Annotated in this window: 14 protein-coding genes; 10 read left to right on the plus strand and 4 right to left on the minus strand. The window is 65.9% G+C overall.

Annotated features, from left to right (window positions below):
- Positions 1-2 precede the first annotated feature (2 nt).
- Entirely contained in the window at positions 3-596 is a 594-nt protein-coding gene (purN, locus tag ABSY19_RS19900; RefSeq protein ID WP_382155173.1) for a phosphoribosylglycinamide formyltransferase, read from the plus strand.
- On the opposite strand, the gene ABSY19_RS19905 is transcribed toward purN, so the two are convergent.
- Complete coding sequence (locus ABSY19_RS19905; protein WP_382155176.1) at positions 597-2,216, minus strand: peptide chain release factor 3; 1,620 nt, start codon at positions 2,214-2,216, stop codon at positions 597-599.
- 34 nt (positions 2,217-2,250) lie between these two features.
- Here ABSY19_RS19905 and ABSY19_RS19910 point away from each other — a divergent pair, with 34 nt between their 5' ends.
- Both ABSY19_RS19910 and ABSY19_RS19915 read left to right on the plus strand, forming a co-directional pair.
- Entirely contained in the window at positions 2,251-3,519 is a 1,269-nt protein-coding gene (locus ABSY19_RS19910) for an RsmB/NOP family class I SAM-dependent RNA methyltransferase (protein ID WP_382155179.1), read from the plus strand.
- Between the two features lie 167 nt (positions 3,520-3,686).
- Positions 3,687-4,913: a fatty acid desaturase gene (locus ABSY19_RS19915; protein ID WP_382155182.1), complete on the plus strand. Its 1,227-nt coding sequence runs from the start codon at positions 3,687-3,689 to the stop codon at positions 4,911-4,913.
- Positions 4,914-5,064: 151 nt separating this feature from the next.
- On the opposite strand, the gene rpmG is transcribed toward ABSY19_RS19915, so the two are convergent.
- From rpmG to trxB, 3 genes are all read right to left on the minus strand, one after another.
- Complete coding sequence (gene rpmG, locus ABSY19_RS19920) at positions 5,065-5,235, minus strand: 50S ribosomal protein L33 (RefSeq protein ID WP_056269543.1); 171 nt, start codon at positions 5,233-5,235, stop codon at positions 5,065-5,067.
- A gap of 12 nt (positions 5,236-5,247) precedes the next feature.
- Positions 5,248-5,481 carry a 50S ribosomal protein L28 gene (rpmB, locus tag ABSY19_RS19925; protein ID WP_056269541.1) on the minus strand — a complete coding sequence of 78 codons (234 nt, stop codon included), beginning with the start codon at positions 5,479-5,481 and terminating at the stop codon, positions 5,248-5,250.
- A 202-nt stretch (positions 5,482-5,683) separates the two neighbouring features.
- Complete coding sequence (gene trxB / locus ABSY19_RS19930) at positions 5,684-6,631, minus strand: thioredoxin-disulfide reductase (protein WP_382155186.1); 948 nt, start codon at positions 6,629-6,631, stop codon at positions 5,684-5,686.
- A gap of 155 nt (positions 6,632-6,786) precedes the next feature.
- On the opposite strand from trxB, the gene ABSY19_RS19935 reads away from it, so the two are divergent.
- From ABSY19_RS19935 to ABSY19_RS19965, 7 genes are all read left to right on the plus strand, one after another.
- A complete protein-coding gene (locus ABSY19_RS19935; RefSeq protein WP_204734019.1) occupies positions 6,787-7,461 on the plus strand; it encodes a Crp/Fnr family transcriptional regulator in 675 nt (224 codons plus the stop codon).
- Between the two features lie 80 nt (positions 7,462-7,541).
- Positions 7,542-9,899: a DNA translocase FtsK gene (locus ABSY19_RS19940; RefSeq protein ID WP_382155189.1), complete on the plus strand. Its 2,358-nt coding sequence runs from the start codon at positions 7,542-7,544 to the stop codon at positions 9,897-9,899.
- A gap of 50 nt (positions 9,900-9,949) precedes the next feature.
- The gene (gene lolA, locus ABSY19_RS19945; RefSeq protein WP_382163881.1) at positions 9,950-10,585 is read left to right on the plus strand and encodes an outer membrane lipoprotein chaperone LolA; all 636 of its coding nucleotides are present in this window, start codon (positions 9,950-9,952) and stop codon (positions 10,583-10,585) included.
- A 10-nt stretch (positions 10,586-10,595) separates the two neighbouring features.
- Positions 10,596-11,888, plus strand: coding sequence for a replication-associated recombination protein A (locus tag ABSY19_RS19950; RefSeq protein ID WP_382155192.1), 1,293 nt, complete (start codon positions 10,596-10,598; stop codon positions 11,886-11,888).
- Between the two features lie 233 nt (positions 11,889-12,121).
- Entirely contained in the window at positions 12,122-13,051 is a 930-nt protein-coding gene (locus ABSY19_RS19955; protein ID WP_382155195.1) for a branched-chain amino acid ABC transporter permease, read from the plus strand.
- Between the two features lie 18 nt (positions 13,052-13,069).
- Positions 13,070-14,155, plus strand: a complete 1,086-nt coding sequence (locus ABSY19_RS19960) for an ABC transporter ATP-binding protein (RefSeq protein ID WP_291121141.1) — start codon at positions 13,070-13,072, stop codon at positions 14,153-14,155.
- A gap of 13 nt (positions 14,156-14,168) precedes the next feature.
- Positions 14,169-14,939 carry an ABC transporter ATP-binding protein gene (locus tag ABSY19_RS19965; protein ID WP_291121139.1) on the plus strand — a complete coding sequence of 257 codons (771 nt, stop codon included), beginning with the start codon at positions 14,169-14,171 and terminating at the stop codon, positions 14,937-14,939.
- The last annotated feature ends 13 nt before the right edge of the window (positions 14,940-14,952 follow it).

The following is a 14,952-nucleotide window of genomic DNA, read 5'->3' on the forward strand; positions in this document are numbered from 1 at the left end:
CCATGTCTGGCGTGAACAAAAACATCGTGATTCTCATCTCCGGCAGCGGCTCCAACATGGCCGCCATCGTGGAAACCGCCCGGACGCACCGCTGGCAGGCCCGGTTCGGCGCGCGCGTGTCGGCCGTGGTGAGCAACAAGGCCGCGGCCCAGGGCCTGGCCTGGGCGAAGGAACAGGGCATCGCCACCGCCGCGCTGGACCACACCACCTACGCCAGCCGCGAGGCCTTCGACGCCGCGCTGATGGCCGAGATCGACCGCCACGGCCCCGCGCTGGTGGTGCTGGCGGGCTTCATGCGCATTCTCACCCCGGGTTTCGTGCAGCACTACGAAGGCCGGCTGGTGAACATCCACCCCAGCCTGTTGCCCGCCTTCCCGGGGCTCAAGACGCACCAGCGCGCGATCGAGATGGGTTGCCGCTTCGCGGGTGCCACGGTGCACCGCGTGACCAGCGAGCTCGACCACGGCGAGATCCTGGCGCAGGCGGTGGTGCCGGTGCTGCCGGGCGACACGCCCGAGGCGCTGGCGGCGCGGGTGCTCACGCAGGAGCATGTGATCTACCCCCGCGCGGTGGAGCGGCTGCTGGCCGCCGCCTGATCAGACGCCCTTGGCGAACACCAGCCCCGCGTGTTCGCGCATGGCGTGGAACTTGATCTTCGGCCAGTTGGCCTCCACGGCGCGCAGGGTGGCCGAGTGGTCCACCAGCAGCGTGGGCGCGTCCACCGCGTCCAGCGCCACGCGGTGGCTGTTGGCGTCGATGAAGCGCTTGAGTTCGACCTCGCCACCGTCCTCGGGTGCGCAGGTCACCCAGCGCGCCACCTGGTAGGGGCTGTTCATGATGCGGGCTTTCACGCCGTACTCGTGCTCCAGGCGGTGCGCGACCACCTCGAACTGCAGCTGACCCACGGCGCCCAGCAGCAGCACCGAACCCGCCACAGGGCGGAACACCTGGATGGCACCCTCTTCGCCGAGCTGGGTCAGGCCCGCGCGCAGCTGCTTGCTGCGCAGCGGATCGGCCACTTCCACGCTGCGGATGATTTCCGGCGCGAAGAAGGGCAGGCCGGTGAACTGCAGGCTTTCGCCCTCGGTGAGGGTGTCGCCCAGTTGCAGCACGCCATGGTTGGGGATGCCGATGATGTCGCCGGCAAAGGCTTCGTCGAGCAGTTCGCGGCGCTGTGACAGGAAGCTCACCACGGTGTTGGGTCGCAGGTCCTTGCCCGAGCGCACCACCTTGAGTTTCATGCCGCGCTCGAAATGGCCGCTGGCCACGCGCACGAAAGCGATGCGGTCGCGGTGCGCCGGGTCCATGTTGGCCTGGATCTTGAAGACCACGCCGCTGAACTTGGTCTCCTCGGGTTTCACTACGCGCTGGATCGCGGGCCGTTCGCCCGGGGGCGGCGCCAGATCGACCAGGGCGTCGAGCACCTCGCGCACGCCGAAGTTGTTCACCGCCGAGCCGAACAGCATGGGCGTCTGCTGGCCGGCGAGGAACTTGGCCTCCTCGAACGCGGGCGAGGCGCCGGCCACCAGCTCCAGCTCGTCGCGCGCCTGCGCGAACTCGGCGCCGAAGCGCTGCAGGCTCTCGGGGTTGTCCAGGCCGGCCAGCACGTCCTCGTCGCCACCGCGGCGATCTTCACCGGCGGCGAACACGCGCATCTGGTCGGTGCGGCGGTCGAACACGCCCCGGAAGGTCTTGCCCATGCCCACCGGCCACGTGAAGGGCACGACCGTCATGCCCAGCTCACGCTCGATCTCGTCCATCAGGTCCAGCGGGGCCTGCACCTCGCGGTCCATCTTGTTGACGAAGGTCAGGATGGGCGTGTTGCGCGCGCGGCAGACCTGCAGCAGGCGGCGGGTCTGGGGCTCCACGCCGTTGCCGGCGTCGATCACCATCAGCGCCGCGTCCACGGCCGTGAGCACGCGGTAGGTGTCTTCCGAGAAGTCCTGGTGCCCCGGGGTGTCCAGCAGGTTGATCACGCAGTCGCGGTACTCCATCTGCATCACCGATGAAGCGACCGAGATGCCCCGCTGCTTTTCGATTTCCATCCAGTCGCTGGTGGCGTGGCGCGCGGCCTTGCGCGCCTTCACGCTGCCCGCGATGTTGATCGCGCCCGAGAACAGCAGCAGCTTCTCGGTGAGGGTGGTCTTGCCCGCGTCGGGGTGGGAGATGATGGCGAAAGTGCGCCGGCGGCGCACCTGGTTCGGGATGTCGGACATAGCCTCTGATTATCCCCGGTGGACAATACGGCTTATGCACCCCAAAGCCCTTCTGGACGAAAGCGCCAGCCTGATCGAGCAGGTCTTCAAGTTCGAGCACCCCGCCGACGCGGTCGTCGCGCGCCATTTCCGTGAAAACCGTTCCCTGGGCCCACGCGAGCGGGCCACGCTGTCCGACACCGTCTACACCATCCTGCGCGAGCGCCTCAAGCTGGAGTGGCTGGCCCGCTCCGGCAGCGGCTCCAAATGGCGCCGGCTGGCGATCCTGGCCTTTCCGGGCGACCGCGACTTCGTCAAGAGCGCCCTGACGGACGCCGAAAAAAGCTGGCTCGACCATTGCGACGCCGTCACCGACGCCGACCTGATGGCGCCGCACCGCCACAACCTGCCCGAATGGCTGGCCACGGCCCTGCGCGAGCAGGTGGGCGACGAATTCGACGCGCTGGTCGCCAGCCTGAACCAGCCCGCGCCCCTGGACCTGCGGGTGAACGTGCTCAAGGCCAAGCGAGATGCCGCCCTGGCCGGCCTGCAGAAGGCCGGGCTCACGGGGGCGGCCACGCCGTATTCGCCCCTGGGCATCCGCCTGCAGGGCAAGCCCTCGCTGGCCAAACTGCCGGCCTTCGTGCAGGGTGAGGTGGAAGTGCAGGACGAAGGCTCTCAGCTGCTGGCCCTGCTGCTGGATGCCAAGCGCGGCGAGATGGTGGTCGATTTCTGCGCCGGTGCCGGGGGCAAGACCCTGGCCATCGGCGCCGCCATGCGCAACAGCGGCCGGCTCTATGCCTTCGACACCTCCGGCCACCGGCTCGACGCGCTCAAGCCCCGGCTGGCGCGCAGCGGCCTGTCCAACGTGCACCCGGTGGCGATCGCCCACGAGCGGGACGACCGCATCAAACGCCTGGCCGGCAAGATCGACCGCGTGCTCGTCGACGCGCCCTGCTCGGGCCTGGGTACCCTGCGGCGCAGCCCGGACCTGAAATGGCGCCAGACGCCGCAGACCGTGGCCGCCCAGGCCGAGCTGCAGCAGGCCATCCTGCACAGCGCCGCCCGCCTGCTCAAGCCCGGCGGCCGGCTGGTGTACGCGACCTGCAGCCTGCTCCAGGCCGAAAACGAGGCCGTGTGCGCGGCATTCGAACCGGCCCACCCGGACTTCGAACCGATGCCGGTAGCCAGCCTGCTGGAGGGGGTGCACGTTTTCGGGGCATCCACCCTGTGTGCGGGCGACAATGGGAAATGGCTGCGTTTGTGGCCGCATCGGCACGCAACAGACGGCTTTTTTGCTGCCGTTTGGCGGAAAAAGGCTTGAATTGTGTTCAAGTCGCCTGAAATAAAGGCTTAAGTTTTCATCCCTGGCCGTCCATGGGTTGGTGATTTGCACCCCCGGCCTTAAAATCCAAGCTTCGCTGGCCCACACCGCCCATGGGCTTGGCGCCCCTCCATGTCCGTGACCCAGGGCGGTCTTTTAGGAACCCCATGTTTTCTTCCGATTCCGGAATCTTCTCTGCTGTCTGGGATGGCCTGATCCAGTTTTTGGCCAGCGGCCTGACGGGCGCCGCCTGGTGGCAGGTGCTTATCGTGGCCCTGGTGTTCACGCACATCACGATCGCCAGCGTCACCATCTACCTGCACCGCCATTCCGCACACCGGTCGCTGGACCTGCACCCGATCGCGTCGCACTTCTTCCGCTTCTGGCTCTGGATGACCACCGGCATGGTCACCAAGGAGTGGACGGCCATCCACCGCAAGCACCACGCCAAATGCGAACACGAAGGTGATCCGCACAGCCCGCACATCTTCGGCATCAAGAAGGTCTTCTACGAGGGCGCCGAACTCTACCGGGCCGAGGCCAAGAACGCCGAGACCATGGAGCGCTACGGCCACAACACGCCGAACGACTGGATTGAAAAGCACCTCTACACCGGCCGCTCGCGCCTGGGCGTGAGCCTGATGCTGATCATCAACGTGGCGCTGTTCGGGGTCCTGGGCCTGTCGGTCTGGGCGCTGCAGATGGCCTGGATTCCCATCACCGCCGCCGGCATCATCAACGGCATCGGCCACTGGTGGGGCTACCGCAATTTCGAAGCCGCCGACGGCAGCACCAACGTGTCGCCCTGGGGCATCCTCATTGGCGGCGAAGAGCTGCACAACAACCACCACACCTACCCGACCTCGGCCAAGCTGTCGGTCAAGCCCTACGAATTCGACATCGGCTGGATGTACATCACCATGCTGAAGTCCGTGGGCTTGGCCTCGGTGAAGAAGGTGCCGCCGAAGATGGCCTATGGCGCCGTGCGCCCGGTGGCCGACGAGAAGACGCTGGAGGCGATCATCGCCAACCGCTACGAGGTGATGGCCGGTTATGCGCGCGAAATGCGCGCCGCCTGCAAGCACGAACTCGAGGCCCTGAAGCAGCGCCGCGGCGACGCCACCGTGCTGCAGGCCGCGCGCCGCTGGCTGCACCGCGATGACGACAAGGTGCCGGCCAACGTCAAGCCCCAGTTGGCCCAGGTGCGCGCCGAGCACCCGGTGCTCGACAAGATGGTGACCATGCGCGAAGAACTGCGCGCCCTGTGGTCGAGCACGAACTCCACCCGCGAACAGCTCGCCGTGGATCTGCAGGCCTGGTGCCGCCGCGCTGAGGAAAGTGGCATCGCCGCACTGCGCGACTTCTCGATCCGCCTGCGTTCCGCCCACGCCTGATTGGCCCACCCCTGCGCCGTGCCTGCGGCGCGTCACCCCCCTCAAGGGGGCGGCGCTGACGGACTACTGGCAAAGCCGGATCCGTGGCCCTTGGAAGGAATAAAAAAACCCGCTGTTTTCACAGCGGGTTTTTTGTTGGGAATCGGCTCGATTACTTGAGCTTGATTTCCTTGTAGTCCACGTGCTTGCGAGCCTTGGGATCAAATTTCTTGATCAGCATCTTCTCGGGCGTGGTCTTCTTGTTCTTGGTGGTGGTGTAGAAGTGGCCGGTTCCAGCGGTGGATTCCAGCTTGATCTTCTCGCGTGCGCCTTTGGTTGCCATGTTCGGTTCTCCTTAAGCTTGACCGCGTGCGCGCAGGTCGGCGAGCACGGCGTCAATGCCGTTTTTGTCGATCAGGCGCAGGGCGGCACCGGAGACGCGCAGACGCACCCAGCGGTTTTCGCTCTCGACCCAGAATCGGCGGTATTGCAGGTTCGGCAGGAACCGGCGCTTGGTTTTGTTGTTGGCGTGGGAAACGTTGTTCCCGACCATGGGCTTCTTGCCCGTGACGTCGCAGACGCGTGCCATGAGGACACTCCGATCATTTCAAACAGCTGCGGACCGCGAACCGGAGGTGTCTCCGTGTCGGCCCATCAGCCTCACCTCGCCAGGAAAGGGTGGCGGTAACCCGAATCTGCTTCGTGCCCGGGCAAGCCGGTAAATCTCAGCAAAGCCCGCAATTATAGCCAACTGGCGGCCAAGCCGCCAAGGCCGGCCATCAGCCCCGCGTTCAGGCGGCGTTCTGCTCCAGGAAACGCTGGGCGTCGAGGGCGGCCATGCAGCCGGTGCCGGCGCTGGTGATGGCCTGGCGGTACACGTGGTCCTGCACGTCGCCGGCGGCGAACACGCCGGGCACGCTGGTCATGGTGGCCATGCCCTGCAGGCCCGAACGGGTGGTGATGTAGCCGTCCTTCATGTCCAGCTGGCCCTTGAAGATGTCGGTGTTCGGCTGGTGGCCGATGGCGATGAAGCAGCCTTTGACATCCAGGTCTTCGGTCGCACCGGTCTTCACGCTTTTCAGGCGAACGCCGGTCACGCCGGTCGGGTCGCCCAGCACCTCGTCCAGCGTGCTGTGCAGTTTGAGCTCGATCTTGCCGGCGGCGACCTTCTCCATCAGCTTGTCGATCAGGATGGCTTCGGCCTTGAAGGTGTCGCGGCGGTGGACCAGCGTGACCTTGCTGGCGATGTTGGACAGGTACAGCGCCTCTTCCACGGCCGTGTTGCCGCCGCCGACCACGCTGACTTCCTGGCCACGGTAGAAGAAGCCGTCGCAGGTGGCGCAACCCGACACGCCCTTGCCCATGAAGGCTTCCTCGGAGGGCAGGCCGAGGTACTTGGCCGACGCGCCGGTGGCGATGATGAGTGCATCGCAGCTGTATTCACCGCTGTCGCCCTTGAGCACGAAGGGGCGCTTGGAGAAGTCGACCGCGTTGATGTGGTCGAAGATGATCTCGGTCTTGAAGCGCTCGGCGTGCGCCAGGAAACGCTGCATCAGGTCGGGGCCCTGCACGCCTTCGGCATCGGCGGGCCAGTTGTCCACATCGGTCGTGGTCATGAGCTGGCCGCCCTGGGCGATGCCGGTGATGAGCACGGGGTTGAGGTTGGCGCGCGCGGCGTAGACGGCCGCGGTGTAGCCGGCAGGGCCTGAACCCAGGATGAGGACTTTCGCGTGTTTCATGTTGAGCGCCCCATCGAATTTGGGGCCAAGTGGTTTAGAGTCGGTGGTTATATGGGCGCGTTCGGGGGCAAATCCAGTGCCGCGTGGCGCCCAATGTGTGCGAATCATTGTATGAAAGAGCGCCGCGCGCGCCGTCCCAACCAAGGAATACACGCATGTCTCTCCTGTCCAATCTCGACCTGATCCGCAGGGTTCCCTTGTTTTCCACCTTGACCCAGGCCCAGGCCGAATCGGTGGCCGATTCGGTGGTCAAGCGGCGCTTCAAGCGGGGGGAGTGCATCGTCGAGCAGGGCAAGAAGTCCAACTGCCTGGCCATCGTGCTGACCGGGCGGGCGCGGGTGGTCACCACCGACACCCGGGGGCGTGAGGTGATCCTGGCCACCATGAACCCGGGCGACTACGTGGGCGAGATGAGCCTGATCGACAACCAGCCGCATTCGGCCACCGTGCGCGCCGAGGTGCAGACCGACGTGCTGATCCTGGGGCGCACCGAATTCGCGCGCTGCCTGCCGGAAAACACCTCCATGGCTTATGCGGTCATGCGCGGCCTGGTGCAGCGCCTGCGCCACGCGGACCGCAAGATCGAGTCACTCGCGCTGATGGATGTGTATGGGCGTGTCGCCCGAGCCCTGCTGGAGTTCGCCCAGCCCGACAAGGACGGCGTCCTGACCATCAAGGACCGGGTCTCGCGCCAGGACGTGGCCAAGATGATCGGGGCTTCCCGCGAGATGGTCAGTCGCGTCATGAAGGACCTGGAAGACCGGGGCTTCATCGAGGTGACCGAAGAGGGCAGCACCGTCATCAAGGAGCGCCTCAACTCGCTCGGTTGAGGGCTCTTTCGCACCCGGCCGGCGTCGCCCGGTCGGTGGCTGTCATGGGGTAAGCTTGTCGCTGGATTTCAGCGAGGCCTATGACTTATTCACTCAACACCCTCAACGCCGACCGCGGTTCCGCGGCGCCAGCGGGTGTGTCCCGGTTTGCCCAGGAAATCGGCCTGGTGCTGGGCGCTGCGGCGCTCGCGTTCTGGCTGCTGGCGCTGCTCAGCCATTCCCTGGCCGACCCTGCCTGGAGCACCACGGGCACCTCCACCGAGGTGAGCAACTGGGGTGGCCGCCTGGGCGCCATGCTGTCGGACTGGAGCTATTACCTGCTCGGCTTTTCGGTCTGGTGGCTGTTTCTCGCCGGGGTGCGGGCCTGGTTGTCCACCCTGGCGCGCTGGATCCGCGGCGCGCAAGGTTCGGGCGATGAAGCCATGGCCGGCGATCGCCTCTGGCACCGCCCCTGGGCGCGCCGCGCGCTGTTCTGGCTGGCCTTGGTCGGCCTGATGGCGGCCAGCACGGTGCTGGAATGGAGCCGCCTCTACCGGTTGGAAGCCTTGTTGCCCGACCACGCAGGGGGCGTGCTGGGCCATGCGCTGGGGCCTGTGGCGATGCGCTGGCTGGGCTTCACCGGTTCGGCGCTGGCCATGCTGGCGGTGCTGCTGGTGTGTCTGCCCACCGTCTTCCGCTTCTCCTGGGGCCACTGGGCAGAGGAAGTCGGGCACACGCTGGATGGCTGGTTCGAGGCCCGGCGCGAGAAGCGCGAGGCGGTGGAGGACCAGCGCATCGGCGAGAAGGCCGCGCGCGAGCGCGAAGAGGTGGTGAAGGTCGAGCGCGTCGAGATCGAGGAGCACCACCCGGTGCCCGTGGTGATCGAACCCACGCTGGTCGATGTGCCCAAGAGCGAGCGCGTGGCCAAGGAGCGCCAGAAACCGCTGTTCACCGAGCTGCCCGACAGCAAGCTGCCGCAGGTGGACCTGCTCGACAGCGCCCCCTTGCACCAGGCCGGGGTGGACAGCCAGACGCTGGAGATGACCAGCCGGCTGATCGAGAAGAAGCTCAAGGACTTCGGCGTGGAAGTGCGCGTGGTGGCGGCGGCCCCGGGCCCCGTGATCACGCGTTATGAAATCGAACCCGCCACCGGAGTGAAGGGTTCACAGATCGTCAACCTGGGCCGTGACCTGGCCCGTTCGCTGTCGCTGGTGTCGATCCGCGTGATCGAGACCATCCCCGGCAAGAACCTGATGGCGCTGGAACTGCCCAACGCCAAGCGCCAGACCATCAAGCTCAGCGAGATCCTGGGTTCGCAGGTCTACAACGACGCCAAGTCCATGCTGACCATGGGCCTGGGCAAGGACATCGGGGGCCAGCCCGTGGTGGCCGACCTCGCCAAGATGCCGCACTGCCTCGTGGCCGGTACCACCGGTTCGGGCAAGTCGGTGGGCATCAACGCGATGATCCTGTCGCTGCTCTACAAGGCCGACGCGCGCGACGTGCGCCTGTTGCTGATCGATCCCAAGATGCTGGAGATGAGCGTCTACGAGGGCATTCCGCACCTGCTCGCGCCGGTCGTGACGGACATGAAGCACGCGGCCAACGGCCTGAACTGGTGCGTGGCCGAGATGGAGAAGCGCTACAAGCTCATGAGCAAGATGGGCGTGCGCAACCTCGCGGGCTTCAACACCAAGATCGACGAGGCCACGGCGCGCGGCGAGATCATCGGCAACCCGTTCAGCCTCACGCCGGAGCAGCCTGAGCCGCTGGAGCGCCTGCCCTACATCGTGGTCGTGATCGACGAACTCGCCGACCTGATGATGGTGGTGGGCAAGAAGATCGAGGAGCTGATCGCCCGCCTGGCCCAGAAGGCGCGCGCGGCCGGCATCCACCTGATCCTGGCGACCCAGCGCCCGAGCGTGGACGTGATCACCGGCCTGATCAAGGCCAACATCCCCACGCGCTTGTCGTTCCAGGTCAGCAGCAAGATCGACAGCCGCACCATCCTCGACCAGATGGGCGCCGAAAGCCTGCTGGGCATGGGCGACATGCTTTACATGCCCTCCGGCACGGGTTTCCCGATCCGCGTGCACGGCGCCTTCGTCAGCGACGACGAGGTGCACCGCGTGGTGGCCTACCTGAAAGAGCAGGGCGGCGAACCCAACTACATCGACGGCGTGCTCGAAGGCAGCATGGGCGACGGCGAAGGGGGCGACCTGTTCGGCGAAGGCGGTGGCGAGGGTGGCAGTGGCGAGAAGGATGCGCTGTACGACCAGGCCGTCGAGATCGTGCTCAAGGACCGCAAGGCCAGCATCTCCTATGTGCAGCGCAAGCTGAAGATTGGTTACAACCGCGCGGCGCGTCTGCTGGAGGATATGGAGAACGCGGGGCTGGTCAGCGCGCTCACCTCCAGCGGGCAGCGCGACATCCTGGTGCCCTCGCGCGGCGGGGAATGAAGCCCGCCGGCATGCAACCAAGTCGGCGCAACCGGGTCCTACCGTCCATGATCAAGCAACTCCTCACTTCCTGCGCGTTGTCGCTGGCCGCGCTCGCCGCCCACGCCGATGGCCTGCAAGACCTCGAAAGATTCCTGCGTGAAGTGGACAGCGGCAAGGCCGGCTTCACCCAGGTCGTGACCTCGCCCAAGCGCGCCAACGAAACCGTGGCGCGCAGCAAGACCTCCAGCGGCACGTTCGAATTCCTGCGGCCCAACCGTTTCCGCTTCGTGTACGCCAAGCCGTTCGAGCAGACCATCGTGGCCGACGGCCAGACCCTGTGGCTCTACGACGTGGACCTGAACCAGGTGACATCGCGTTCGCAGAAGGAAGCCTTGGGCAGCACGCCTGCCGCGCTGATCGCGGCCGGGACCGATCTCAAAGGGCTCTCGGACGCGTTCGAACTCAAGCCGGCCGCCGCCCGCGATGGCCTGGAGTGGCTGGAAGCCCGCCCGAAGGATCGCAACGGCCAGCTGCAAGTGGTGCGCGTGGGCTTTCGCCAGGGGCAGCTGTCGGTGCTGGACATCGAGGACAGCCTGGGCCAGCGCTCGGTGCTCACCTTCAACAGCTGGCAGGCCAATGCGCCGCTGAAGGCGGGGGACTTCAAGTTCCAGCCGCCACCGGGTGCCGCTGTCGTCAAACCCTGATCGTTTCGCCGTGTCGACCGCCAGTACCCACGTGCCCCTGGCCGAGCGCCTGCGCCCGCGCACGCTGGCCGAGGTGATCGGCCAGCAGCACATGCTGGGCGAGGGCATGGCCTTGCGCCTGGCCTTCGAATCGGGACAGCCGCACAGCTGCATTCTCTGGGGCCCACCGGGCGTGGGCAAGACCACCATCGCCCGCCTGATGGCCGACGCGTTCGACGCGCAGTTCCTCACCATCAGCGCGGTGCTGGGCGGCGTCAAGGACATCCGCGAGGCCGTGGAGCGGGCCGAGGTGGCGCGCAGTGGCCTCTCGCCCCAGCGCACCATCCTGTTCGTGGACGAGGTGCACCGCTTCAACAAGAGCCAGCAGGACGCCTTCCTGCCGCACGTGGAAAGCGGCCTGTTCACCTTCATAGGTGCCACCACCGAAAACCCCTCGTTCGAGGTCAATTCGGCGTTGCTCTCGCGCGCGGCTGTCTACGTGCTGCGACCCTTGTCGGAAGACGATCTGCGTCAGATCGTGGCCAAGTCCCAGGCGATCGACGCGGTACCGGCCATCGAATCGACCGCCGTGGACCGCCTTATCGCCTACGCCGATGGGGATGCGCGCCGCCTGCTCAACACGCTGGAGACCCTGGCGGTGGCGGCCGGGCGGGAAAAACTCGCCGAGGTGAGCGATGCCTGGCTGCTCAAGGTCCTGGGCGAGCGCATGCGCCGCTACGACAAGGGCGGCGAACAGTTCTACGACACCATCAGCGCCCTGCACAAAAGCGTGCGCGGTTCCGACCCCGATGCCGCCCTGTACTGGTTCGTGCGCATGCTCGACGGGGGCGCCGAACCCCGGTACATGGCCCGCCGCTTCATCCGCATGGCCAGCGAGGACATCGGCCTGGCCGATCCCCGCGCCTTGCGCCTGGCCCTGGACGCCGCCGAGGTGTACGAACGCCTGGGCAGTCCCGAGGGCGAGCTGGCCCTGGCCGAGTGCGTGGTGTACCTGGCGGTGGCGCCCAAGTCCAACGCGGTCTACAAAGCCTTCAATGAAGCCAAGGCCTTTGTGAAGAAGGACGGCACCCGCCCCGTGCCCATGCACCTGCGCAACGCGCCGACCAAGCTCATGAAGTCGCTGGACTACGGCAAGGGCTACCGCTACGCGCACGACGAAGAGGGCGGTTTCGCGGCCGGTGAACGCTATCTGCCCGATGGCATGGCCGACCCGGGCTTCTACCGCCCGGTCGAGCGTGGGCTGGAGTTGCGCATCGCCGATAAGCTGCGCGAGCTCAAGAAACTCAACAATCAAAAAGACTAATGCACTGCCAATCGCGCTGATGCGGTCTGGGGAGTTGCACCTAAAACCAGGGTAAACCCGCGTCCGCTAAGGGCTTACACGCATGTGGGCCCCAAAAGCCCCTCATTACAATCCGTCCACCAACCCGCAGTCGGTCCTGTTTCAAGGTCATGTCTGGCGGGTTTTTTGCTAGGTTGAAACGGGCCGGCGCCACAAGCGCTTCCCGGCCTGTCACAAAACACGGAGAAACATTCATGGAAGTTTTGCTGCAGCAGATCATCAACGGTCTGGTGTTGGGCAGTATGTATGCGCTGGTGGCACTGGGGTACACCATGGTGTACGGCATCATCGGACTGATCAACTTTGCGCACGGCGACGTGCTGATGGTGGGGGCCCTCACCAGCTGGACGGTCATCGGCTGGATGACCAGTGCGTCCACCGGACTACCGACCTGGGTGGTCCTCCTGCTGGCCACCATCATCGCGATGGTGGTCTGCGCCACGCTCAACTTCACGATCGAGAAACTGGCCTACCGGCCGCTGCGCAATTCCAACCGACTCGCGCCCCTGATCACCGCCATCGGCATGTCGCTGCTCTTGCAGACCTTCGCCATGATCATCTGGGCGCCGAACCCGAAGTCCTATCCCTCGATGCTGTCTCGCGAGCCGATCGCGTTCGGTGGCGCGGTGATTTCGGTGACGCAGGTCGTCATCCTGGCCACCACGGCGGTCACGCTGGCCTTCCTGATGTGGCTGGTCAACCGCACCAATCTGGGCCGAGCCATGCGGGCCACGGCCGAGAACCCGCGTGTGGCCGCGCTCATGGGCATCAAGCCCGACGTGGTCATCTCCGCCACCTTCATCATCGGCGCCATGCTCGCGGCCATTGCCGGCGTGATGTGGGCCTCCAACTACGGCACGGTGCAGCACGCCATGGGCTTCATGCCCGGCCTCAAGGCCTTCGTGGCCGCGGTGATGGGCGGCATCGGCAACCTCGCCGGTGCGGTGGTCGGGGGCATTGCGCTCGGCCTGATCGAATCCCTGGGCGCCGGCTACCTCGGCAAGCTCACCGGTGGGGTGCTGGGCAGCCAGTACACCGACATCTTCGCCTTCATCGTGCTGGCCATCGTGCTCACGCTGCGTCCCTCGGGGCTGCTGGGTGAACGTGTGGCGGACCGTGCCTGACCGTCCGGGAGAAACACCATGATGAACACCAAAACCGGCAAGCTGATCGTCTTCCTGATCGCGGCGGTGGCTTTGCTGCTGCTGCCCATCATCCTGCAGTCCACCGGCAGCAACTCCTGGGTGCGCATTGTCGATATCGCGCTCATGTACGTGCTGCTGGCCCTCGGCCTGAACATCGTGGTCGGCTACGCCGGCCTGCTGGACCTGGGCTACATCGCGTTCTTCGCGGTGGGGGCCTATGTGTTTGCCTTGCTGGGTTCGCCCCACCTCGCCGACACCTTCCCGGCCATCAAGGCCATGTTCCCCAACGGCCTGCACTACAACATCTGGCTGGTGATGATCCTGGCGGCGGCGATTGCGGGGGTGGTTGGCATGATCCTGGGGGCACCCACGCTCAAGCTGCGTGGCGACTACCTCGCCATCATCACCCTGGGCTTCGGCGAGATCATCCGCATCTTCCTGCTGAACATGGACCGCCCGTTGAACATCACCAACGGTCCCAAGGGCATCAGCCAGATCGACACCATCTCGGTGTTCGGCCTCGACCTCGGCAAGCGCCTGACCATCGGTGACTACACCTTCCAGCCGGTCACGCTGTACTACTACCTGTTCCTGTTCTTCGTGGTGTTGGCCATCGTCATCTCCTACCGCTTGCAGGATTCGCGCATCGGCCGCGCCTGGATGGCCATTCGTGAAGACGAGATCGCCGCCAAGGCCATGGGCCTGAACACCCGCAACCTCAAGCTGCTGGCCTTCGGCATGGGCGCGTCCTTTGGTGGCGTGTCCGGCGTGTTGTTCGCCTCGTTCCAGCGCTTCGTTTCGCCCGAGTCCTTCTCGCTGATGGAGTCGGTGATGGTGGTGGCCATGGTGGTGTTGGGCGGCATCGGGCACATCCCGGGCGTGGTGCTGGGTGCTCTGTTGCTGGCAGGCCTGCCTGAGGTGTTGCGCCATGTGGCACACCCGCTGACCGAACTGACGGGGGGTCGCCTTGGCCCCGAGATCCTGCGCCAACTGCTCATCGCGCTGGCCATGGTGGTCGTGATGCTGCTGCGCCCCAGAGGCTTGTGGCCCTCGCCCGAGCACGGCAAGTCCCTGACCAAGTAAGCGGAGCATTCACATGAGCGACACCATTCTCAAAGTGGCGAATGTTTCCAAGCGCTTTGGGGGCCTGCAGGCCCTGAGCGATGTGGGCATCGAAATCAAGCGCGGTCAGGTCTATGGCCTGATCGGCCCCAACGGCGCCGGCAAGACGACCTTCTTCAACGTGCTGACCGGGCTGTACACACCCGACAGCGGTTCCTTCGAGCTCGCGGGCAAGCCCTACACGCCCAGCGCGGTGCACGAGGTGGCCAAGGCCGGCATTGCCCGCACCTTCCAGAACATCCGGCTGTTCGCCGAGATGACCGCGCTGGAAAACGTCATGGTCGGGCGCCACGTGCGCACCCATTCGGGCCTGATCGGCGCCGTGCTGCGCACGCCCGGTTTCAAGCGCGAAGAGGCCGCGATCACGGCGCGCGCGCGCGAGCTGCTGGCCTATGTGGGCATTGAGAAGTTCGCCGACTACAAGTCGCGCACGCTGAGCTACGGCGACCAGCGCCGCCTGGAAATCGCGCGCGCCCTGGCGACCGACCCGCAGCTGATCGCGCTGGACGAACCGGCCGCCGGCATGAACGCCACCGAAAAGGTGCAGCTGCGCGAGCTGATCGACCGCATCCGCAAGGACAATCGCACCATCCTGCTGATCGAACACGACGTGAAACTGGTGATGGGCCTGTGCGACCGCGTGACCGTGCTCGACTACGGCAAGCAGCTCGCCTCCGGCTCACCGGCCGACGTGCAGAAGGACCCCAAGGTAATCGAGGCCTACCTCGGCACTGGCGGCCACTGATCAAGGATTGACG

The organism is Hydrogenophaga sp. ANAO-22 (genome assembly GCF_042466645.1).
GTDB lineage: Bacteria > Pseudomonadota > Gammaproteobacteria > Burkholderiales > Burkholderiaceae_C > Hydrogenophaga.